The organism is Pseudomonas sp. ML2-2023-6 (assembly GCF_037055265.1).
Lineage (GTDB): Bacteria > Pseudomonadota > Gammaproteobacteria > Pseudomonadales > Pseudomonadaceae > Aquipseudomonas > Aquipseudomonas kulmbachensis.
This window is the reverse complement of record NZ_CP146347.1, coordinates 2,802,928-2,823,846: the sequence shown is the minus strand read 5'-3', so window position 1 is coordinate 2,823,846 and position 20,919 is coordinate 2,802,928. Positions and strand designations below refer to the sequence as shown.

At 58.6% G+C, this 20,919-nt stretch carries 18 protein-coding genes; 7 read left to right on the top strand and 11 right to left on the bottom strand.

The window, feature by feature from the left end; translation table 11 throughout:
- Positions 1 to 73: 73 nt before the first annotated feature.
- Positions 74 to 940 carry a LysR substrate-binding domain-containing protein gene (locus V6L79_RS12950; RefSeq protein WP_321837651.1) on the bottom strand — a complete coding sequence of 289 codons (867 nt, stop codon included), beginning with the start codon at positions 938 to 940 and terminating at the stop codon, positions 74 to 76.
- A 161-nt stretch (positions 941 to 1,101) separates the two neighbouring features.
- Here V6L79_RS12950 and V6L79_RS12945 point away from each other — a divergent pair, with 161 nt between their 5' ends.
- A complete protein-coding gene (locus V6L79_RS12945) occupies positions 1,102 to 2,643 on the top strand; it encodes an MFS transporter (RefSeq protein WP_338578889.1) in 1,542 nt (513 codons plus the stop codon).
- 176 nt (positions 2,644 to 2,819) lie between these two features.
- On the opposite strand, the gene V6L79_RS12940 is transcribed toward V6L79_RS12945, so the two are convergent.
- The 9 genes from V6L79_RS12940 to V6L79_RS12900 form a co-directional block, all read right to left on the bottom strand.
- Positions 2,820 to 4,028, bottom strand: a complete 1,209-nt coding sequence (locus V6L79_RS12940; protein WP_338578887.1) for an acetyl-CoA C-acyltransferase — start codon at positions 4,026 to 4,028, stop codon at positions 2,820 to 2,822.
- 8 nt (positions 4,029 to 4,036) lie between these two features.
- Positions 4,037 to 4,507, bottom strand: a complete 471-nt coding sequence (locus V6L79_RS12935; RefSeq protein ID WP_261741893.1) for a MaoC family dehydratase — start codon at positions 4,505 to 4,507, stop codon at positions 4,037 to 4,039.
- Between the two features lie 10 nt (positions 4,508 to 4,517).
- Positions 4,518 to 5,303, bottom strand: a complete 786-nt coding sequence (locus tag V6L79_RS12930) for an SDR family oxidoreductase (RefSeq protein WP_261741892.1) — start codon at positions 5,301 to 5,303, stop codon at positions 4,518 to 4,520.
- A gap of 144 nt (positions 5,304 to 5,447) precedes the next feature.
- Complete coding sequence (locus V6L79_RS12925; RefSeq protein WP_261741891.1) at positions 5,448 to 6,326, bottom strand: SDR family oxidoreductase; 879 nt, start codon at positions 6,324 to 6,326, stop codon at positions 5,448 to 5,450.
- 10 nt (positions 6,327 to 6,336) lie between these two features.
- Positions 6,337 to 7,488: an acetyl-CoA C-acetyltransferase gene (locus V6L79_RS12920; protein ID WP_338578886.1), complete on the bottom strand. Its 1,152-nt coding sequence runs from the start codon at positions 7,486 to 7,488 to the stop codon at positions 6,337 to 6,339.
- A 3-nt stretch (positions 7,489 to 7,491) separates the two neighbouring features.
- A complete protein-coding gene (locus V6L79_RS12915; protein WP_261741889.1) occupies positions 7,492 to 8,550 on the bottom strand; it encodes an acyl-CoA dehydrogenase family protein in 1,059 nt (352 codons plus the stop codon).
- Between the two features lie 8 nt (positions 8,551 to 8,558).
- Positions 8,559 to 9,713 carry an acyl-CoA dehydrogenase family protein gene (locus V6L79_RS12910; protein WP_321837647.1) on the bottom strand — a complete coding sequence of 385 codons (1,155 nt, stop codon included), beginning with the start codon at positions 9,711 to 9,713 and terminating at the stop codon, positions 8,559 to 8,561.
- A gap of 10 nt (positions 9,714 to 9,723) precedes the next feature.
- Positions 9,724 to 10,488 (bottom strand): enoyl-CoA hydratase family protein, encoded by a 765-nt coding sequence (locus tag V6L79_RS12905; RefSeq protein WP_261741887.1) that lies wholly within the window; start codon positions 10,486 to 10,488, stop codon positions 9,724 to 9,726.
- A gap of 266 nt (positions 10,489 to 10,754) precedes the next feature.
- Positions 10,755 to 11,300 (bottom strand): PadR family transcriptional regulator, encoded by a 546-nt coding sequence (locus V6L79_RS12900; protein WP_261741886.1) that lies wholly within the window; start codon positions 11,298 to 11,300, stop codon positions 10,755 to 10,757.
- Between the two features lie 563 nt (positions 11,301 to 11,863).
- Here V6L79_RS12900 and V6L79_RS12895 point away from each other — a divergent pair.
- The 6 genes from V6L79_RS12895 to V6L79_RS12870 all read left to right on the top strand — a co-directional run bounded on the left by V6L79_RS12895 (position 11,864) and on the right by V6L79_RS12870 (position 19,199).
- Positions 11,864 to 12,355 carry a CS1 type fimbrial major subunit gene (locus V6L79_RS12895; RefSeq protein WP_261741885.1) on the top strand — a complete coding sequence of 164 codons (492 nt, stop codon included), beginning with the start codon at positions 11,864 to 11,866 and terminating at the stop codon, positions 12,353 to 12,355.
- Positions 12,356 to 12,460: 105 nt separating this feature from the next.
- The gene (locus tag V6L79_RS12890; protein WP_338578885.1) at positions 12,461 to 14,986 is read left to right on the top strand and encodes a TcfC E-set like domain-containing protein; all 2,526 of its coding nucleotides are present in this window, start codon (positions 12,461 to 12,463) and stop codon (positions 14,984 to 14,986) included.
- Positions 14,987 to 15,050: 64 nt separating this feature from the next.
- A complete protein-coding gene (locus V6L79_RS12885; RefSeq protein ID WP_338578884.1) occupies positions 15,051 to 15,788 on the top strand; it encodes a molecular chaperone in 738 nt (245 codons plus the stop codon).
- Positions 15,788 to 16,285 (top strand): fimbrial protein, encoded by a 498-nt coding sequence (locus V6L79_RS12880; protein WP_261741882.1) that lies wholly within the window; start codon positions 15,788 to 15,790, stop codon positions 16,283 to 16,285. Before V6L79_RS12885 ends, V6L79_RS12880 begins: the two co-directional genes overlap by 1 nt.
- Positions 16,286 to 16,845: 560 nt before the next feature.
- Complete coding sequence (locus tag V6L79_RS12875) at positions 16,846 to 18,018, top strand: acyl-CoA dehydrogenase family protein (RefSeq protein ID WP_321836211.1); 1,173 nt, start codon at positions 16,846 to 16,848, stop codon at positions 18,016 to 18,018.
- Entirely contained in the window at positions 18,015 to 19,199 is a 1,185-nt protein-coding gene (locus V6L79_RS12870; protein ID WP_321836210.1) for an acyl-CoA dehydrogenase family protein, read from the top strand. Before V6L79_RS12875 ends, V6L79_RS12870 begins: the two co-directional genes overlap by 4 nt.
- A gap of 103 nt (positions 19,200 to 19,302) precedes the next feature.
- Here V6L79_RS12870 and V6L79_RS12865 read toward each other — a convergent pair whose 3' ends face one another.
- Positions 19,303 to 20,916 carry a DUF1302 domain-containing protein gene (locus tag V6L79_RS12865; RefSeq protein WP_261741879.1) on the bottom strand — a complete coding sequence of 538 codons (1,614 nt, stop codon included), beginning with the start codon at positions 20,914 to 20,916 and terminating at the stop codon, positions 19,303 to 19,305.
- Between the last annotated feature and the right edge of the window lie 3 nt (positions 20,917 to 20,919).

Below are 20,919 nucleotides of genomic sequence, written 5' to 3'. Positions count from 1 at the left end.
GGCGCGATTGTACTGCTTCCAGGTTCTGACGCATCCATGTAAACGACAAAATCCTGCAGTTGGATTCGACCAATCAGAAGCGCTTGACCTGTTCGATATAACGCGTCACCACCGCCGACTTTTCGAACCGGCGGTGGATCAACGACAACCATGACTGCGCGTCACAGCCCTCGATCGGCCGGTAGAGTACATTCGGCAGGCTGATATGACCGACCACCGATGCCGGCACTACCGCCACCCCTTGGCGCAACGATACCAGCGCGATCACAGCCACCAGGCCACCCGGCTGGGCACCCAGCCTGGGCGCGTAACCTCCTTGGGCAGCCACGTGCAAGGTGCCGCTGATTTGCTCGGGCAAGATAAATGTCTCGTTTTGCAAATGCGCCGCGCTGACGCTTTTAAGGCGCGCCAGCCAGCTGTCAGCCGCCAGCGCCAAAACAAAGCCCTCAGCCTTGAGACGAATCGCTTCCAGACCTTGTGGCAAAGTCATGGGAGAGCGCACATAGCCCAGATCGAAGCGCCCTTCGGCAACCATCGAAGGCAAGCTGGCCATCGGTGCCTCTCGTACGCTCAGGCTAACCTCGGCACACGCACTCGAAAATGCCTGCACCTGTTGCTGCAACACCCCCGAATACACGGCCGATGCTACATATCCCAATTCGATATGGCCCGTCTCGCCGCGCCCGGCCCGCTGTGCATTGCGCTGGGCAAACTCGAACTGGCGCACGGTGGCCTCAGCCTCGGGCAATAACGCCTGGCCCGCTTCAGTCAGGCTGACCTGACGCTGCTGGCGCACAAACAGACGTACGCCCAAGGCGTGTTCAAGATCCTGGATTTGCCGCGTCAAGGTTGGCGGCGCAATTCCCAGTACTTCGGCAGCACGGGTGAAGTTGCGTTGCTGGGCAACGGCCAGGAAATAACGGAAATGGCGTATATCCATAGCAGCATTAGCTCAAAGGTAATGAAGTTCAGGCTGTCAGCTAACAAACCAGCCAACGCCCAGCCCTACACTGTGGCCATCGCCACACTGGAGGAACCGAGCATGCCCGTAAAATTAATTGCCTGCAAAGTAATGCCTGAGCTTGCCGGGGAGTTGCGTCCATGAAGACTGTAAGCCCACGCCTGACCCTGCTGACCGCCAGCGGGGTCTGTTCGCTGATCGTGCTCGACACCAATATTGTCGCGGTCACCCTGCCGAGCATCGCCCGGGATCTGGGGGCCAGCTTTGTCGATATCGAATGGGTGGTCAGCGCTTATATGCTGGCGTTTGCCGCCCTGTTACTGCCTGCCGGGAGCATTGCCGACCGCTTCGGGCGCAAGCGTACCCTGCTGTGGGGCTTGAGCATTTTCATCCTCGCGTCCCTCGGCTGTGGCGCGGCACCCAACAGCCTGTTACTGGAAATCGCCCGCGCCGTAAAAGGCGTGGGAGCAGCCTTGCTACTGACCTCGGCGCTGGCCTCAATCGGGCATGCCTTCCACGACGAAGTCGAACGAGCCAAAGCCTGGGCCTTTTGGGGGGCGTGCATGGGCGTGGCCATGACGGCGGCACCGACCCTCGGCGGGCTGATCACCGAGTACCTGGGCTGGCGCTGGATTTTCTATCTCAACCTGCCGGTTGGCTTGCTGCTGATGCTGCTGGTCAGGCATGCCATTGCCGAGTCTCGCGACCCGCAATCGGCCCGGCTCGACCCTTGGGGCAGCCTGGCCTTCAGCGCCAGCTTGCTATGCCTGATCTGGGGCTTGATCGAAGCCAACCGCATTGGCTGGAACCACCCGCTGACCTATGCCCGAATATGTGCCGGGGTGCTGCTGCTGGGCCTGTTTGTAATGATCGAAGCCATGCAGCGCCGCCCTATGATTGACCTGCAACTGTTCCGCCACCCGCGTTTTATCGGCGCTCTGCTGGGCATGTTTGCCTATGCGGGCTGTGCTCAGGTGATGATGACCTTGCTGCCGTTTTATTTGCAAAACGGCTTGGGGTTCAGTGCAGTCACGTCAGGCCTGGGTATGTTGCCGTTTGCCTTGACCATGTTGATTTGCCCACGTATCGGCGCTCGCCTGGCGTCGCGCTTCAGCCCGGCCAGTATGATGGCTGCCGGTTTGACCTTGGTCGGTTGCGGCAACTTGCTCAGCGCTTGGGCGGTAGACCATGGCGGTTACCTGAGTTTTGCCCTGACCACGGCGGTGACAGGTGCCGGGGCCGGCTTGCTCAATGGCGATACCCAGAAAAACATCATGGCCTGCGTTCCCCGCGACCGTGTGGGCATGGCCTCAGGCATGAGCACCACCATGCGCTTCAGCGCCATTGTGTTGGCGATTGGGGTGTTTGGCGCCTTGCTCGGCAGCCACACGGAGCAAAACCTGCAGACCAGCCTTCAGCAGGATGCCGGGCAATGGCTGGAGCAGAGTCACTTTATTGCTTCGCGGGTGGTGGCCGGGGATATGCAGGGAGCCTTGAGCCAATTGCCGCTGGCGGCACAAGCGCAGATTGAGCCACTGGCAACCCGGGCCTTTGTGGCCGGGTTCAGCCTGGTGTTGTGGGTCGCGGGGGTGCTGGGGCTGATCGGGGCTTTGGTGGTGGGGACGCTGATGCGCAAGCCGATACCGCAGATGGCGTCCGCGGTGGCGCATCCAAACGTGTAGCCGCTGCCGCAGGAACGAGGCTGCGTTCGGCGGCGAAGCCGTCGTAAACCCTGAGAGCAAGGTTTTTCTGGCAGACCGCAGTGCCTGATTCTGCGACGGCTTCGCCGCCGAACGCAGCCTCGTTCCTTCGGCAGCTGCTACGGGTTTTGCCTGGCTCCCACCAGTATCAAAAACTGTCAGTTCAGCTCAAACAGCCCCGCCGCGCCCATGCCGCCGCCGATACACATGGCAACCACAACAAAGCGGGCGCCACGGCGGCGGCCTTCGAGCAGGCTGTGGCCCACCATCCGCGCACCCGACATACCAAACGGATGACCAATGGAAATCGCCCCGCCGTTGACGTTCAGGCGGTCGTTGGGGATCTGCAGGAAGTCGCGGCAGTACACCACCTGGCAGGCGAATGCTTCGTTGATCTCCCACAGGTCAATGTCAGATACGGTCAGGCCAAACCGCTTGAGCAGCTTGGGAATCGCGAACACCGGGCCAATGCCCATTTCTTCCGGCGCACAACCGCTCACGGCAATCCCGCGATACACGCCCAACGCTTCGATCCCGCGCTGTTTGGCTTCGGCACGGCTCATCAGCAACACGGCAGAGGCGCCATCGGAAAATTGCGAAGCGTTGCCCGCGGTGATGAACTCACCCTGCTGCACCCATTTGCCATTTTTCCACACGGGTTTGAGTGCCGCCAAATCCTCAAGGGTGGTGGACGGGCGATTACACTCGTCGCGGTCCGCGATTACATCCTGATAGCCACTGGGTTTGCCTTCCTTGTCGAAGCACAGCTTGCGCGCAGCCAGCGGTACGATTTCATCCGCGAACAGGCCCGCGGCCTGGGCGGCGGCGGTACGTTGCTGGCTTTGCAGGGAATACTGGTCCTGCACTTCGCGGCTGATAGAGTAGCGGCGAGCGACGATTTCAGCGGTTTCGAGCATCGGGATGTAGGCCGTCGGCATGCATTCAAGCACCGCCTCGGATTGTGCCCGGTAAGTGTTTTTGTACTTGTTCTGGGTCAGCGACAACGACTCGACACCACCCGCCACGGCAATCGACATTTCCCCGGTCATGATGCCTTTCGCCGCCACGCCAATACTCATCAGGCCCGAGGCACACATGCGATCAATCGCCATGCCCGGCACGGTGTTGGGCAAACCGCCGGTGTTGGCGCACAACCGCCCGATGTTGTAACCCTGAGTGCCCTGCTGCGCAGCTGCCCCCATGATCACGTCTTCCACCGAACCCGGCTCGATACCCGCGCGCTCCACCACGGCACGTACCACATGGCCGCCCAGCACCGGGGCTTCGGTGTCGTTGAACGAGCCACGGAAGGATTTGGTCAGGGCGGTTCGGGCGGTGGAGACGATTACAACGTCATTCAAATTCATGCTCAGGCTCACTTCTCAAGAGGGTTGAAGGTGTAGCGGCTGATGGTGTCCACCACACAGCCGGGGCGCTCGCTGCCCTCGATTTCGACGCTGATCCGCACCACTACCTGCAAGGCCTGGCCGAGTGCCTCGACCTGCACAACCTGGCCATGCCCACGCACCCGCGAACCGACCTTGACCGCTGCTGGGAAACGCAACCGGTCACTGCCGTAGTTGACGCCCATGGCCAGATTTTCGAACTGCATCAGTTGCGGCATAAACAGATTGGCCAGGGACAGGGTCAGGTAGCCGTGGGCAATACAGGCACCGAACGGCCCCTTGGCCGCACGTTCCGGGTCGACATGAATCCACTGGTGATCGCCCGTGGCCTCGGCAAACAGGTTGATCCGCTCCTGGGTCAGCACCAGCCAGTCGGTGCGGCCAAGGTCTTGCCCCTGCGCTGCAAGCAACTGCTCGGCGCTGCTGAATAACGTACTCATGGGGTGGTCCTCAGGCTTGTTGCGAGCTGACAGGCAGCACTTCGCCGACCATGTATGAGGCGTAGTCGCTGGCCAGGAACACCATGACGTTAGCCACTTCCCAGACCTCAGCGGCGCGGCCAAAGGCTTCGCGGCTGGTGAGTTGTTCCAGCAGTTCGCTGCTGGAGGCTTTTTTCAGGAACTCGTGCAAGGCAATGGACGGTGCTACGGCGTTGATTCGTACCCCGCTTTCGGCCGCTTCCAGCGCACTGCAGCGGGTCAGGGCCATGACCCCGGCCTTGGCGGCGGCATAATGGGCCTGCTCTTTCTGCGCCCGCCAGCCCAGTACCGAGGCGTTGTTGACGATGGCCCCGGCACCACGGCGCTCCATGTGTGGAAGCATGGCGCGGGTCATGCGCATAGTGCCGGTGAGAGTGATATCCAACACCGAGGACCACTGTTGATCGGTCATTTCGGTAAGGCGTACCTGACCGCCAAGGCCTGCGTTATTGATCAGCACATCGACCCCGCCCAAGGCTTCTTCAGCCGCCGCGACCAGGGCTTGTACATCGGCTTCGACGGTGACATTGCACAGTTGCCCGTATACCGCCTGCAACCCGGTTTCAGCCTTGAGGCGTTCGACTGCCTCTTCGAGGCGACGCGGGTGGATATCGGAAATCATCAAGGCGCGGCAGCCTTCTTCGGCGCAGCGTTTGGCCGCGGCATAACCGATACCTGCGCCAGCCGCGGCGGTGATCAAAATCGACTTGCCGGCCAAGAGTTGGTGGCCGGGTACGTAAGGGGGCGCTTGTCTCATGGTTGAATTCTCTCTGTATAACAAACGGCTAAGTCCGCTTCTTGTAGATACTCTGTTCCGGGTCAAGCCCCTTGTGGGAGCGAGCCTGCTCGCGAATGACTTCGCGAGCAGGCTCGCTCCCACACTTGAAGTATCCCTGTGCTTTCAGCTACCCCACACCCTTTGCGGTGCAGGGGCTTCGGCGAGAATCTGGGCCATGGCCACACCCACTTCTTCGGGCTGCCATTGCGCGCCCTTGTCGCGGGTCACGCCGGTGCGCCAACCATCGCCAAGGGACAGTCGCCCGCCCTGGCTTTCGATGATTTGCCCGCTCACATGTCCCGACAAAGTGCTGCCCAGCCACACCACCAGCGGTGCGACGTTTTCCGGGGCCCAGGCATCGAAGCCTCCGTCTTCTGGCTTTTTCACCACGTCCGGCATCGCGCTTTCGGTCATCGAGGTACGCGCCGCCGGAGCCAAGGCATTGGCGGTCACGCCGTAACGCGCCAGCTCTGCCGCCTGCACCAGGGTCAACGCGGCAATTCCGCCTTTGGCGGCGCTGTAGTTGGACTGCCCCACCGAGCCCTGCAAGCCTGCACCGGAACTGGTGTTGATGATTCGCGCAGCCACCGGCTGACCGGCCTTGGCTAGATCGCGCCAGCGTTTGCCCAGGATATTGGCCAGACAAAAATGCCCCTTCAGGTGCACGCGCATCACGGCATCCCAGTCATCTTCGCCAAGGCTGATAAACATCCGGTCGCGCAGGATCCCGGCGTTGTTGACCAACACATGCACTTCGCCAAATGCCGCCAGGGCCGCATCGACGATGTTTTGCGCGGTGGCGATAGTGGTGATGTCATCGGCGTTGGCGATAGCCTGCCCGCCCGCCTCGCGAATTTCAGCCACCACTTCTTCAGCGGCTTCGCGGCGGATATCGTTGACCACCACATTGGCGCCCTGCCCGGCGAAAGCCAACGCATAGGCCCGACCCAGACCACCGCCTGCGCCCGTAATAATCACGGTACGTGCTGCACAAATTGCCATGTCAATGCTCCTAGAGGCGCTCAATAATCGTCACGTTGGCTTGCCCACCGCCTTCGCACATGGTCTGCAAGCCATAGCGGCCACCGCTTTGCTCAAGCTGGTTAAGCAGGCTGGTCATCAATCGTGCCCCGCTGGCACCCAGTGGATGGCCAAGGGCAATGGCGCCGCCGTTGGCATTGGTCCTGGCCGGGTCATAATCCAGCTCCTTGGCCCAGGCCATGACTACCGAGGCGAAGGCTTCGTTGATCTCGACCAGGTCGATATCCCGTATGCTCATGCCGGCTTTTTTCAGTGCGGCCCGGGTCGCGGCTATCGGTGCGGTGAGATGCCAGATCGGGTCGTCGCCCATTACCGAGAGGTGATGAATCCGCGCCCGTGGCGTCAGGTTGTAGCGTTTGAGTGCCGCAGCAGAAACCACCAACATCGCGGCCGAGGCATCGCAGGTCTGACTGGAAACGGCGGCAGTGATCGAAGGGAATTCAGCGGACACCGGTTCCAGCTCGGCCATTTTTGCCAGGCTGGTATGGCGCGGAGTTTCGTCATCCCACACCCCTTCACAGGGCACAATTTCATTAACGAAGCGGCGGCTGGCCATGGCATCCAGTGCCCGGCGATGGCTTTCCAGAGCGTACGCTTCCATCTGCTGGCGGCTGATATTCCAGTGATCGGCGATACGCTGAGCGGCATAGAACTGGTTCACTGGCTGGTCGCCAAAACGCGCTTTCCAGCCTTTGCTGCCCGAGAACGGATCGCTGAACCCCAGCGGTTGGCCGGCCAGCATCGCCGAGGAAATCGGGATCTGGGTCATGGTCTGAACACCGCCGACGGCGATCACATCCTGGGTACCACTCATCACCGCTTGCGCGGCAAAGTGCAGCGCCTGCTGCGATGAGCCGCACTGGCGGTCAATGGTGGTGCCGGGAACGTTGAGCGGCAAACCGGCGGCCAGCCAGCTGGTGCGGGCGATATCCCCTGCCTGAGAGCCGATGGCATCAACGCAGCCAAAGATCACGTCGTCGTATTCGTCGGCCGGGATCTGGTTACGCTCTACCAACGCCTTGAGCACATGGGCGCCCAGATCAATCGCATGGACATGGGCCAGACCACCCTTGCGCTTGCCGGTAGGGCTGCGCAACGCGTCCACAATATAGGCTTCGGGCATCAGTCAATCCTCAAACGTGTAGCCGGGGCCCAAAGGCGCCGCGCCACTCAATACATACTCGGCCACACGGGTCTTGTGCAGCGCACGGTCGCCCCAGGCGTTGTCCAGTGCCCAGGCGCGTTTCATAAACATTTGCAGGTCGACTTCCCAGGTGTAACCCATCGCGCCATGCACCTGAATGCCGTGGCGAGCCGCCAGCCAGCTGGCTTCGCAACTGGCCAGACGCGCTTGGGACACCCACACCCCGGCATTCGGTTCGTTGTGCGCCAAGGCATAAGCGGCGCGGTACAGCACCGGTTTGGCGAATTCCAGCTGAGTGGCGACGTCAGCCAGGTGATGCTTGACCGCCTGAAAACTGCCTATCGGCTTGCCGAACTGCTTGCGCTGGGCGGCGTAGTCCACCGACAGATCGAGCATGCGCTGAGCCAGCCCGAGCAGTTGCCCAGCTACCGACAGTGCGCCACGGTTGAGGGTCTGCGCCCACAGCTCGCGGCCCTGCTCGCCCTGCGCCACCAGGGTCGCAGCACTCGGTTGCCAGCTGACCTGCGCCAGACGGCGCGAGGCATCCAGGCTGCCGTGCCCTTGCACATCCACCTGGCTACGCGGTACGGCATGGACTTCATCGCCGTGGGCCAACAGCAACAGGTCGGCATGACCGGCGTCAGCCACCAGCGGATTGACCGGGTGGCCGATGGCGACCCGCAAGCTGCCATCGGCAATGCGCTCCAGCCATTCGCCGCGCTGGGCAACGCTGTGGGGCAAGCCGGCGATCAGGGCGCTGGCAACATAGGCGGTGTCGGCCAGCGAATCGGGAATGGCGTAGTAACCTAGCTCCTGGGTCATCAAGGCCCAGGCCACATCGTCCATGCCCAGGCCACCAAAGGCCTCAGGAATCGACAACGCGGTAAGGCCTTGCTCGGCAATCTTGTTACGCAAATCCGGAGAGCGGCCGACGTCGGTTTCCCAGATTTCACGAAGCATTTCCGGCGCGGCTTCGGTCATCAAAAAGCGGCTGATGGCTTCGCGAAAAGTTTGCTGGTCATCGGTAAAGGTAAAGTCCATCCCCGGCCTCACTTCGGCAGACCGAGCATGCGCTCGGCAATGATATTGCGCTGGATCTCGTTAGTACCGGCGTAGATGGGCCCGGCCTGAGCAAACAGAAAACCTTCCAGCCAGTCGTGGCCGTCTGCCGATTTACCGGTCAACTCGCCACTGGCACCCAGGATGCGCATGGCGGTTTCGTGCATGCGCAAATCGAGTTCCGACCAGATAATTTTGTTGGTGCTCGACTCGGCGCCAATCTGCGCTCCACGGCTCAGGCGGCCCACGGTGTGATAGGCGGACAAGGCGTAGGCTTGCGCATCCATCCAAGCCTTGCACACCGCGTCGCCCAAGCTCGGGTCACGGTCGGCACTGGCGCGGTTGGCCTGGTACAACTCCACCAACTTGCGCGCCGTGTACTGAAAGCGCGCCGGGGAGCGCAGTAGCAAACCACGCTCAAAACCGGCAGTGGCCATTGCCACATGCCAGCCCTGCCCTTCATCGCCGATGCGATTTTCCAGGGGAATGCGCACGTCATCGAAGAACACTTCGGCGAACGCATCCTTGCCGTTCAAGGCCTTGATCGGGCGCACTGTGACCCCCGGCGCGTTGAGCGGCACCATCACAAACGACAATCCGTGGTGACGGCTTGAAGCTGGATCGCTGCGAAACAGGCCAAACAACCAATCGGCAAAGATGGCTCGGGTCGACCAGGTTTTCTGGCCGTTGAGCAGGTAGCCGTCGCCATCGCGGGTGGCCTTGCTGGTGATCGCGGCCATGTCGGAACCAGCGTTGGGTTCGGACCAGCCTTGGGCCCACATGTCGGCGCTGGCCGCCATGCGTGGCAGAAAGCGTTTTTTCTGTGCCTCGGTGCCAAACTCCATCAGGGTCGGGCCGAGCAATAACTGGCCGTTCTGGTTGACCCGCATCGGCGCGCCAGCACCGTAATATTCTTCTTCGAAAATCAGCCACTCAATCAGATCGCAGCCGCGTCCACCCAACTCGGTGGGCCACATCACCATCGACAGGCGACTTTCGAACAACTTGGCTTCCCACTGGCGATGCTGTTCAAAGCCTTCGCGGGTGTCGTAGCTGGCCAGCGGCTCAGGCGGCAGGTTCGCCGCCAGCCATTGCCGGACCTCCTGACGGAAGGCCTTTTGCTTGGGCGAGTAAGTCAGTTCCATGGTCGGCTCCTCAGAACCTGGCGTCGCGTTTTTCAACGAACGCGCGGCGAGTTTCGGCGGAGTCCGCACTGGTATAGGCCTGCAGGGTAAAGCCCTGTTCCCAGCGGTATTTGTCTTCAAGGTTGCCGTCTTCGATGCCGTTCAACGCTTCTTTGGCGATGCGGATCATGGCCGGGCTTTTCGCTGCGATCTTGTGAGCGATTTGCAGCGCGGTTTCGCGCAGTTGCTCACGGGGCACCACGCGCTCGATAAAGCCGTACTGCTGCGCTTCAACTGCGCCAATCTTGTCGCCGGTAAAGAACAGATAGCGGACTTTTTGCACCGGAAACAAACGCTGCAAATGCGCACCGCCGCCCATGGCGCCACGGTCGACTTCCGGCAGGGCAAAGGTGGCGCAGTCGGAAGCCACGACAATATCGGCGGCACCGGTAATGCCAATCCCGCCACCCAGCACAAAGCCATGGACTGCGACGATGACCGGCACCGGGTTGCGATGCACAGCCTTGAAAGTGGCGTAGTTGCCCGCGTTGACCTTGACGATCAGTTCCGGGTGAGCGTCCAGTTCCTTGATATCGACACCTGCACAAAAGCCGCGGCCTTCGGCCCGGATCACGATCACTCGCACCTCAGGGTCCAGGCCAAGCGCTTCGAGGGTGTGCGCCAGGTCCAGCCACTCCTGGCTGTTGAGGGCATTGACTGGCGGCCTGTCGATCACCAGTTCAGCGACGCCTGCGTCGATACTGGTGTGAAATGCGGTATGAGTTGCGCTGTTCACATGTGCTCCCGGGTTGGCAAAGGCATGGGAGCAGTATGGGAACGCGCCGGGGGTGGCTCATCGTCCGTTGAGACTAAAGCTTGCAGGAGCTGCACCCCCCTGTAGCAGTTGACGAGTAGAACGAGGCTACGTCCGGCTGCGCAGCAGTCGCAAACCCGGTCAGCGCGATGTATCTGAAACACCCAAGCTGAATGGTTTTACGACTGCTACGCAGCCGGACGTAGCCTCGCTTCGCGAGTCAACTGCTACAGGGTAGCCAGTCTTGGTTATCCATCCCCATCCACAATGGCTCTGGCAGTGTTGTTGAGCAGATCATGTACGCGCTGGATCTCTACCGGGCTCCAATACCTCTGGTGCAATTGCAGCGCGTGACGCAGGTTGTGCATCGCCTCATGAATCTCTGCCGGCCGTTCCTGGCCCAACAACGAACGTCGGCTGACTTCAATACGCATATGCACACCATTAAGGGCGACCGCCTGTTGGCCGAGATATAAACGTCCCGTCCCGGTAATGCTGTAATTTTTTTTATCACCCTCAATAGCAACTTCTACCAGTTTCCCGGCCTCAAGAAAGGCCAAGGCCGGGTATATCACCCCGGGGCTGGGGCTGTAGGCGCCGTCGAACAACCCTTCAATTTGCTGGATCAGGTCATAGCCATGACGAGGATGTTCGCCAATCAACTCCAGCAATAACAATTTCAAATCACCTGATGCAAAAATCCGGGGGTTACGTGCAGCACGCTCACGGGCCGAGTTCCTGACCACAATAGTGGGTTTATCTGCGTCTGTAGCTTGAGAATAATGCTCGTTCATTTTTCTGACATCCCAAAGCGAAAAATAGAAACTTAAACCATAACTCAAATTGTGACTAAAACACCGTTGTACAACTACTGAAACAGATAAGAGCCAAAATAGAAAAGATACAACTTACAAACCAAATATGGACATAACTTATCACCCAAAATAACGCACAGCTCACACAGCGAGCAGAGATACATCTCACACAACACCTGAAAATATGGCTTACATAAAAATAGAAAAAGTACCCCTCCAGTTTGACCTTTAAAGTAGAAACAGCCAATCACGTGATAATCAGTCCTCGCAGTAGAAAACACAGCGCTACATGACGTAGGAAATCCCCTTCAAAACTGAAGGCATAAAACCACAAAACAAGTAGGACTTTGCTATGTTATTCATAATGCGATCAAGCAATACTTCTCCTCGCTTTGACAGCCCACCTACTTCACAAGATAACCAAGACAATCTTGCAGACGGCCAAGCATTCAACACATCGACAACCGGCCACTATAAAGTTCCGGCTCAGCACTGAAGGACTGGAATACCACGTCCTCAACACATATAAACAGGTAATAATCATGTTCAAGAAAGCAATCGCAACTTCCCTCGTCACCCTGGCTATCGGTTCTTCAAGTGCATGGGCTGCAAATGATGCCACCACCGCTATCAACATCACGGCTTCTATTCCAACCGAAGTGTTCCACGTCTTGCCGGTAAACCCTGACTTCGGCAGGGCCGAAGTGATGAACTACAACCTGCAAACAGGTCTGTTGTCTACCCTGCGCCAGTCATACAACATCAAGAACACCGCCGGTTCGATCAAGGCCTATATCGATGGCGGTCCAGTCGCGCTGTCCAATGGTACTGCCGCCAACAACATTGCACTGACCACCACCTTCAACGGTACAACACTGACTGCTGCTCCGCAGCAAGTACTCGCCAGCGGCACTATAGCCACTGCAGGCACCTCGGCTGATCTGGTAATCACTCCTGCAGCGCCTGGCAATGGCGTGTCGGGCGACTTCAGCGCCGCATACACCGTTGTATTCGACAACGTGCCAACCCTCTGATCCAGGCCTGTAATTGATGTAACGCAACAGGTATCGCGTTCGGTCAGTTCAGGCTGGCCGAACGCTTCTTACTACCTTTACTGCCTGCTATCGAGTATTTCGATTATGTTCCCGATGACTCCCATCGCGGCGGCGCTTGCCCTTCTGATTGGTACAACTGCAGTTGCAGCCTCTGAAACCAATGGCACCACGCCCCGTAGTTTATTGGCTCAGGCCAAAGGCTTGCCTGCGGACTTTGAAGAACACTTTTTCGATGTTCCATTGGCAGTGCAAGTCGAGCGCGATGGGCAACTATTGGGCGAAGCAATGATCGTACTTTCCCGTGACGATCGATTAACACTTATTGACTTTACCAACCACGACGGCAGCACCCTCCCGGTCGCCGAACGTGATACATGGTCTGACTACCTTAAACAGGGCGTCAAACTGGGCAACTGCTCTGCCAACTGCCCCGAACAATTGCTGGCAGTTCACTACAACCTTGAAAACTCTCTGGTCTCGCTGCTGACTGAAAACGCCGAGCGTGAAAACCAGCAGAGCATGTACTACGACCTGCCAGAAGACGGCAGCCGTGGCCTGATTGTGCGCAATCAACTGAATATCAACGGCGGCCAGGAAGAAAACCTCAACGGTCGCTTCGGCCTGGAAGCCAGCAGCAGCTTGGGTAATTGGACCCAAGGGATAAATCTGCAACTGTCACGTATTGGTGGCCCGGACGACACCAAGCTTTATCATGCAGTGCATGAGGCCTATACCCAACGTGAGTTCGAGGGCAGCTTTTTTCGCCTCGGTTATTTCACCCCCAGCTCCGAAGGCCTGACCCGCCAGGTTCGCACCTTCGGCGCCAGCCCCGATACCGCGTTGGGCGTGATGTACGGCAGCTCTGACAGCCTGGCCATCGACATGGCCAAACCCAGCATTTACCCCATCCACATCACGGCAAACCGTGAAGGTGCGGTAGAGATTTACCGCAATGGCCTGCTGATCAACACGCAACCCGTACAGGCTGGCCTGCAAAACATCGATACCCGCTCCCTGCCAGGCGGTATTTATGAAGTGGAAGTGCGCCTTGTCGAAGACGGCAAGACCACCAGTACCACTTCGGAACTGGTGTACAAGCCCAATAACTGGCGCAACCACGATCAGCGCTGGCGCTACAACCTGTTTGCCGGGCGTGAGACTAAACTTTTGAGCAACTTCGAAGATCAGTCCAAGGGGGACATGACTGGCGGAGCCTCGCTCAACTACCTGCTGCATCCACGCGTGGTGCTGGGCCTGTCCGGGCGTCAGGTCAAAGGCAATATGCAAGTGGGAACCTCCGTCGACTGGACGCTGGCCAACAACGCCAGCGTGTACGCCAACGTCTATCAAACCCAAAACTACGGCACCGGTGTCGATGTGAACGCGCTTTACAGCTACGGCACCGGCAGCCTGGTGTTCAATCACAACCGTAGCTGGCTCGACACACGTAACACCTACGAAACCCTGGCGGATGGTACGCGCCTGCGCAAACGCACTGCTTATGTTGGCCAGAACAGCAATTCGTCGATCTCGATGAACCACCGTCTCAGCCCCAAAAACAGCCTGAATGCCCGTCTTTCTTACGCGGATGGCTATACCAAGGGCCATGGTATTGACTTGGGTTGGGCGCAAACGACCCATTTGTTCGGCAGTGATGGCAACTGGCGGCTATCGGTCTTTGATCGACCTGCCAGCTCGAGCAGTGGTGCCAACCGTAACCGCGGGGTCGACTTATCTGTCAGCCTGGCACTTGGCGGTCCGGGCGAAAAATGGTCCGCCAGCCTCGGTTCACGCAGCTCCCGCGACGGTGGACGCGACAACAACGGCTCGCTGACCTATAACAAAACCTTGAAACATCACCTGCTGCAAAGCGTCTCGGCCACGGCAACCACCGACACTTACGGTGTCGGCTTGTCCGGCCGCGCGAGCGTCCAGACCAACACGCTCAATGGCGACGGCTTTGTGCAACGCTCCTCGTATAACGGCAAGTTCACCGGTGGCCTGAACCTGGACAGCACTGTCGCAGTCGGGGGCGGTAAAGCGGTGATGGCCAGTGAATACAGTGGTCGCGGCGCGGGCATGATTGTCGATGTGCAATCCGATGTCGACGGCATCACCTTGCGCGCCGATGACTTGAGTGGCAGCAGCACAATACTGCGACCGGGGCGCAACTTTATCCCGCTCACAGCGTATAAAAACAGCGCGGTAAGTTTCGACTTTGAAGGGACTGACGTCCCGGCTGCCACCATTCAACCCGCTCGCAGCCGCTACCACCTGAACAAGGGCGGCGTGGACTATCGCACCATCAGTGTGGTGCAAACCGTAACCGTACTCGGCCGTTTGCTCGACCCCAAAGGCGACCCACTCAAGGGCCATCACATCATCAACCACGCCAGCCGGGGCATTAGCGAAGTGGACGGGTTCTTCTCGATGGAAATGAATGCCCGCACACCAACCCTGGAAGTGCGCAAGGATGACCAGTTGCTGTGCCAGTTCCGGATTGACGCCAAGAACACCACAAAAGAGAAAGACGTTTTGCAAATCGGCGATTTACGTTGCCATCCCGATACGTTGGCAGACATGAAGAACAACCCGCAAATAGCCGGGTGAAAAAGCCAGAAAGCAAATCTATACACATTATTTACTGCACCTATATTCACAGTGAGATTAAACAATGAAACACATCTATTCAATTATTGGTCTTTGGCTGGTTTCACTCAGTGCCCTTGCGGGCCCCAACATTAATGTCGGCACCGTCTATGACTATATGGACGGCGATAAAAGCACCTATCTGAAGCGTGTATTCAATGGCGGCACCAGCACTGCATTTGTGCGGATCAAGATCATGGAGATTGTTTACAAGGCTGACGGTTCAAGTGAAGAAGTGCCACTAAAAACCCAGGCAGGCAGTGTGCGTGACGGTTTGATGGCCAGCCCGGCGCGCTTGATTGTGCCCGCAAAAGGCACCCAGGGTTCACGTTTGTTGTTTATGGGCAACCGCGATAAAGAGCGCTATTTTCGCGTACGTTTTGTCCCGGTAGTGCCTGAAAAAGAAGATGAATTTGCCTTGAACCAGGACCAAACCGACAACTACAAAAAGACCCTGTCTGCCGGGGTCAATATATTGGCGGGCTATGGCACGGTATTTTTTGTGCGCCCCAAGGCAACCCACATTGATACGCGTATCGAAGACAGCAAAGGCAAGTACTCGCTCAACAACAAAGGCAACACCGTGGTCGTGGCCGATGAATTCAAGGATTGCTCGGGCAAGGATTTACAAGACTGCAAGCCTGTCACCAAAAACCATATTTTGCCGGGTCGTACATTCAGTTTCATTAAAGAGCCCGGTCGCCATTATCGCTTTATGCTGATCGAAGCCGATAAACAAAAAAACATTGAGGTTAAAGGCTAATGCACCGTCCTGCCTGCAAAATCTCATACCTGGCTGTCGCGGCAAGCTTGGCACTCTGGATGCAGGCAGGATTTGCAGCACGCGAAGAACACACGTTTGAAGTCAGTGTCAGCATCCCGACTCTGGATTTCTATGTATTGCCCGTGGATCCGGGATTTCTGGAACGCGAGCAGCGAATGAACTGGGATCTGGGCCGCGAGTTTCTTCACCCCTTGCGCGCATCATTCGATGTGCGCAACGCCAGCGGCGGCATCGCCGCACGCTTGGGTCATGAGCCAGCGTTGTCCAATGGGCGCGATGAGATCGAACTTAGCGTGATTTTAAACAACCACCCGCTCACACCGATCAACACCGTAATCGTGCCCGAAAGCGAAGCAAGAAACGGTTCCAGAGTCCCATTGCGAATCGAGGCGATCAAGCCTCAAGACGGATTCAAGGCGGGTGAGTATTACGGCAGTGTGCAGATCATATTTGATGCTCTAGCTCCGGTACGTTAACAGAAAACCGCCAAATACTATGGCATCTGAACTGCCACGTAAAATCCGGGCAGCCTAAACAGCAAAGATACAAACAGACCTAAGTCGCGGTATTAAAGTGAACATAACACTGACTACCTCAAAAAATAGTGCTCGGCCTTGGCTGATGGGGAGCAACTGGGGTCACCCCTCCTTTGAACTGTGTATACAGCGGCGTTGGGTTTTACTCACCCAACAGTTATGGCTTCTTCTGGAAAACACCAGTCCAGGCACCTTGCCGAAAACAGGCTAAAATGGCTCGGCAGTTTCTCGTAAACAGTTGGGTGTTACGACAGAGCAGTTATTCAAGTCCACGCATTAGGTTGAAAACAAGCCGTCCACCTTGCACTTCGAAATCAAAAAACAGCATGTTGAAGAAATGTTGTCCGCGCAAGGCAAGTACAAAGGGCAATATCACCGTCGTCTGGGACTCCGAAGTCTGACGCGAAGTATTCATATGGACTAGTCCAGCTCAGGGATTGCACCCGCGCTGCACGCTTTCATGCTGGTGCCTCGATCCGTATGACTACGATGAGGCCTACATGGAGCTTGCCCTGACTGACGAGCAGCGAATGATTCAAACGTCTGCCGAGCGTTTTTTGACCCAGGTTGCCAGCTCCAGCGCCGTGCGCACGGCAATGGCCAGCGAGCGCGGGTACGACGCCGAGACATGGACGCGAATGGCTCAGGAGTTGTATTGGCCAGCACTGGCGATCCCCGAAGTGTATGGCGGGCTCGGGCTGGGCTTTGTCGAGGTCTGCCTGTTACAGGAACAATTGGGCCGACGTCTGCTGCCAAGCCCATTTTTTGCCACGTGCAGCCTGGCCACCCCTGCCCTGCTGCTTAGCCGCAATGAACCACTCAAGGAGCGCTGGCTGCCGTTGATCGCCGCTGGGGAAATTCGCGCCAGCCTGGCTTTCACCAGCGCGCCGCGCTGGGACGACAGCGGCGTGCAGGTGTATGCGCAAAGCCACTCAGGTGGGTATCGCCTCAACGGCGAGTATCGCTATGTAATTGACGGCGCCGACTGCGATCTGTTGATCATTGCCACCCGTACCCCGGGGAGCGTCGGTGAAGCCGGTATCCGTTTGTTTGCGATATCTGCCGACACACCCGGGATCCAGCGCCATTGGCAACCCACACTGGACCAGACTCGCCGCCTGGCCACCCTCACCTTGACCGACGTGGTCGTCTACGACGAACAGTTGCTCAGCGAGCCCGGACAGGGCTGGCCAATGCTGCGCGATGTGCTGCATATCGCCTGTATCGGCCTGGCGGCTGAACAGACCGGTGGCGCTCAGCAGTCGCTGGACATCACCTTGAGCTACATCAGCCAGCGCGAGCAGTTTGGCCGTCGCATTGCCAGCTTTCAGGCAATCAAGCATCGCTGTGCCGACCTGATGCTGGCAATCGAATGCGCCCGCTCAGCCAGTTACTACGCAGCCTGCATCGCCGACGAGTGCCTGAATATCGACGGTGATCCGAGTGCCCGGCAACAACTGGGTGAAGCTGGCGCCACGGCAAAAATTTTCGCCAGCGAAGGTTTTTTTCAGTGCGCGGCAGAATCCATCCAGCTGCATGGCGGCGTGGGTTTCACCTGGGAATACGACCCGCATCTGTACTTCAAGCGGGCACGGGCCAATGAGCAGATGCTCGGCACCCCGGCGTTTCATCGCGAACAATTGGCCAGACAGATTTTCGGAGAGCGCACATGAATATCGACTTTAGCGCGACAGACGAGCAGTTTCGCCAGCAGGTAGCCCAGTGGATGCACCAGCACCTGACGGGCGAGTTTGCCGCTCTGCGCTTTCGTGGTGGTCCGGGGGATGAAGACTTTTCTCCAGAGCTGCGTAAGCTCTGGGAGCAGCAACTGGCTCAAGGCCGTTGGATCGGTGCTGGCTGGGCTGCCGAGCATGGTGGTCGTGGCCTGAGTATCAACCAGCAAGTGATTTTCTTTGAGGAGTATGCCCGGGCGGGAGGTCCGGGACGCATGGGACATATTGGCGAAGGGCTGGTCGGGCCGACGATTGCCGCTTTCGGCACCCGAGAGCAGCAACTGCGTTTTTTGCCACCCATACTGGCCGGGCAACACTTCTGGTGCCAAGGCTACTCCGAGCCGGGGGCCGGCTCGGACCTGGCTAATATCAAGACTCGGGCCAACCTGGATGACGCCAGCGGACACTGGTTAATCAGCGGGCAAAAGGTCTGGACCTCGCTGGCCCATGAGTCGGACTGGTGCTTTGTGCTGGCACGGACCGAGCCGGGCAGTGTCGGCCATCGTGGCCTGTCGTTTCTGCTGGTCGAGATGGACCAGCCGGGTATCCGGGTACAACCGATCCGGCAATTGACCGGCACCAGTGAGTTCAACGAGGTGTTTTTTGATCAGGCACGCGCTTCGGCAGACAACCTGATCGGCCAACCCGGCGACGGCTGGAAAATCGCCATGGCGTTGCTCGGGTTTGAGCGTGGGGTGTCGACCCTGGGCCAGCAGATGCAGTTTCAGAATGAACTGGACGAAGTGGTGCGAATCGCCAAGACCAACGGCGCGGCGCAAGACCCAGTCCTGCGCCAACGCATCGCCCAGGCATGGAGCGGCTTGCGGGTGTTGCGCTACAACTCGTTGCGCATGTTGTCCGGCGTTCAGGATGGCAGCCTGCGCCCTGAAGCGACGATCTACAAACTGGCCTGGTCGACCTGGCATGTCGAGTTGGGCAAGCTGGCGATGGATGTGCTTGGGCCTGAAGCTGAATTGCTGGCAGGCGCGCCCTATGAGCTGACGCGGTTGCAGGCGCTGTTCCTGTTTACCCGGGCAGACACTATTTACGGCGGCAGCAATGAGATCCAGCGCAACATCATTGCCGAACGGGCACTGGGGATGCCGCGCGAAGCGCGTTAGAACTGCCTGACCAATCGCAGCCTCGCGCTGCTCGACAGCGGCTACAGCCGCTGTCGAGCAGCGCGAGGCTGCGTCCGGCTAGGTAACCCGGTCTACATCCGGGTCAGAACGTGTACTTGCCGTTAAACGACAGATAGTCCCGATCCGCCATGGTCCGCCCCTGGGCAATATCTGCCGAACTCAAATACGCCACGTAGGTCAGGCCCAACTGAAAGTTGCCCAGGTATTTGAAATCGCCGCCCAGTGTCAGGCGTTTTTCAGCACGGCCCAGCCCGGAATAGGCGCTGCCATCGATGTTCTGGGTCCAGGTGGCCTTGGTGGTCAAGTCCCAGCCGTTAAACACGTTAGGGTGATCGAAGTACGCACCGATCCCCAACAGGCTGGAGCCCCGGGTCTGGCCGTCATACACGTATTTGTTGAAGGTGCCGTCCGTGCCCGCGCCGCCACCGGTAATGGTCAGATCGTCCACACCCTGAATTCGCTGGTGCACCACTTCGGTCATCAACGTGGTCTGTTGCGCCATAAACGTCGGCCCGATCATATACACCGCGTTCAGGTTGCCTTGCCACACCTGGCCACGGGCCGGAGCGCCGTTGCTCAGGTAGACCGCCGCGCCGTCGCGATAGCTCAGGTCACCGGCAAACTGCACCGAATCACCCGCCTTGGTGGTGAAACTCACGCCGGTGAGCTTGATGTTGTCGAAGTAGCCCAGTTGGTAGCTTGGGCCATTGCCGTTGCCCCCCACTTTGCTCAGCGAGGAATAGTGGGTCTGCCCGGTAAAGTCGAAAAACAGCGACGGCACGCGGTCGTGGTAGCGGTAATGGAACAGGCCAATCTCGGTGTTTTGCGTCAGCCGGTAGCGGGTGCCAAGGCCCCACTCACCGCTGTTGCCGGGTTTGACCGAGCCGCCATAACCGACAGCTGCCGAGTCCGGCAGGTTGTTGACCACACCCGGAGCCAGACGAAAGAACTCGGCTCCGGGGCCAAAGGTGTCGCTGCCAAAGTAGTCACCCACCGGGTTTAGCTGGGTCTCTTCCCACTTGTATTGGTAGAACCCGAGCAAGGCCAGATCTTCGTTGACCGACCAGGAGCCCGATAGCTGCCCAACCGGCAGATAAGCATCCTTGGCTTCGGTTCCCGGCACGTTGAACTTGGTCGCGTCTACCGGTGCCTGGCCCTGGCTGATGTTGGGCCAGAACAGGCTCTCGCCCCACGCCACCAGATGCCGACCGGCCTTGAGCGACAGGTACTGGTCGTCATTGACGGTGAAGTCGCCATACACGTAGGCATCCAGCAACCGCGCCTTGCTCCCGCTGAGTTTGCGCGTGTCCTGGCTGAAGTCGTTGTAGCGTCCGGTTTTGTTCACCGTGTCTGGCGAGTCGTTGTCGTTGCGCTGGTGGTAGACCTCGTCATAGAAATGACTGCCGCGCACCACCGCGCCGAGGTTGTCGTGCTTGAGCATCAACTCGCCAAACACGCTAACCCGGTTGTTGATCAATGAGCCGCGCTTGAAGTTGCGCGTGGCATCGTCGTAGTTGATGTTGTTGAGGTATTCATGATCAGGCTTTTCGGTTCGCATCGAAGCCGTGTAGTTCACGGTCAGTGATGAGTCGAGTGTGGTGTCTTCGCCCAGCTCGATGGTTGGAGCAGCCAGCGCCAGGGTACTGAGCCCCGACAGCAAACCGGTGCCCACAAAACGTGTGTACTGCTTAAACATGCC

What these genes read in the sequence shown, in the direction of transcription:
- V6L79_RS12890 (WP_338578885.1), top strand. Translation starts at nt 12,461, where the DNA reads ATGTTCCCGATGACTCCCATCGCGGCGGCGCTTGCCCTTCTGATTGGT.
- V6L79_RS12910 (WP_321837647.1), bottom strand. Translation starts at nt 9,713, where the DNA reads ATGGAACTGACTTACTCGCCCAAGCAAAAGGCCTTCCGTCAGGAGGTC.
- V6L79_RS12930 (WP_261741892.1), bottom strand. Translation starts at nt 5,303, where the DNA reads ATGAGACAAGCGCCCCCTTACGTACCCGGCCACCAACTCTTGGCCGGC.
- V6L79_RS12900 (WP_261741886.1), bottom strand. Translation starts at nt 11,300, where the DNA reads ATGAACGAGCATTATTCTCAAGCTACAGACGCAGATAAACCCACTATT.
- V6L79_RS12915 (WP_261741889.1), bottom strand. Translation starts at nt 8,550, where the DNA reads ATGGACTTTACCTTTACCGATGACCAGCAAACTTTTCGCGAAGCCATC.
- V6L79_RS12895 (WP_261741885.1), top strand. Translation starts at nt 11,864, where the DNA reads ATGTTCAAGAAAGCAATCGCAACTTCCCTCGTCACCCTGGCTATCGGT.
- V6L79_RS12885 (WP_338578884.1), top strand. Translation starts at nt 15,051, where the DNA reads ATGAAACACATCTATTCAATTATTGGTCTTTGGCTGGTTTCACTCAGT.
- V6L79_RS12940 (WP_338578887.1), bottom strand. Translation starts at nt 4,028, where the DNA reads ATGAATTTGAATGACGTTGTAATCGTCTCCACCGCCCGAACCGCCCTG.
- V6L79_RS12875 (WP_321836211.1), top strand. Translation starts at nt 16,846, where the DNA reads ATGGAGCTTGCCCTGACTGACGAGCAGCGAATGATTCAAACGTCTGCC.
- V6L79_RS12950 (WP_321837651.1), bottom strand. Translation starts at nt 940, where the DNA reads ATGGATATACGCCATTTCCGTTATTTCCTGGCCGTTGCCCAGCAACGC.
- V6L79_RS12935 (WP_261741893.1), bottom strand. Translation starts at nt 4,507, where the DNA reads ATGAGTACGTTATTCAGCAGCGCCGAGCAGTTGCTTGCAGCGCAGGGG.
- V6L79_RS12925 (WP_261741891.1), bottom strand. Translation starts at nt 6,326, where the DNA reads ATGGCAATTTGTGCAGCACGTACCGTGATTATTACGGGCGCAGGCGGT.
- V6L79_RS12945 (WP_338578889.1), top strand. Translation starts at nt 1,102, where the DNA reads ATGAAGACTGTAAGCCCACGCCTGACCCTGCTGACCGCCAGCGGGGTC.
- V6L79_RS12865 (WP_261741879.1), bottom strand. Translation starts at nt 20,916, where the DNA reads ATGTTTAAGCAGTACACACGTTTTGTGGGCACCGGTTTGCTGTCGGGG.
- V6L79_RS12870 (WP_321836210.1), top strand. Translation starts at nt 18,015, where the DNA reads ATGAATATCGACTTTAGCGCGACAGACGAGCAGTTTCGCCAGCAGGTA.
- V6L79_RS12920 (WP_338578886.1), bottom strand. Translation starts at nt 7,488, where the DNA reads ATGCCCGAAGCCTATATTGTGGACGCGTTGCGCAGCCCTACCGGCAAG.
- V6L79_RS12880 (WP_261741882.1), top strand. Translation starts at nt 15,788, where the DNA reads ATGCACCGTCCTGCCTGCAAAATCTCATACCTGGCTGTCGCGGCAAGC.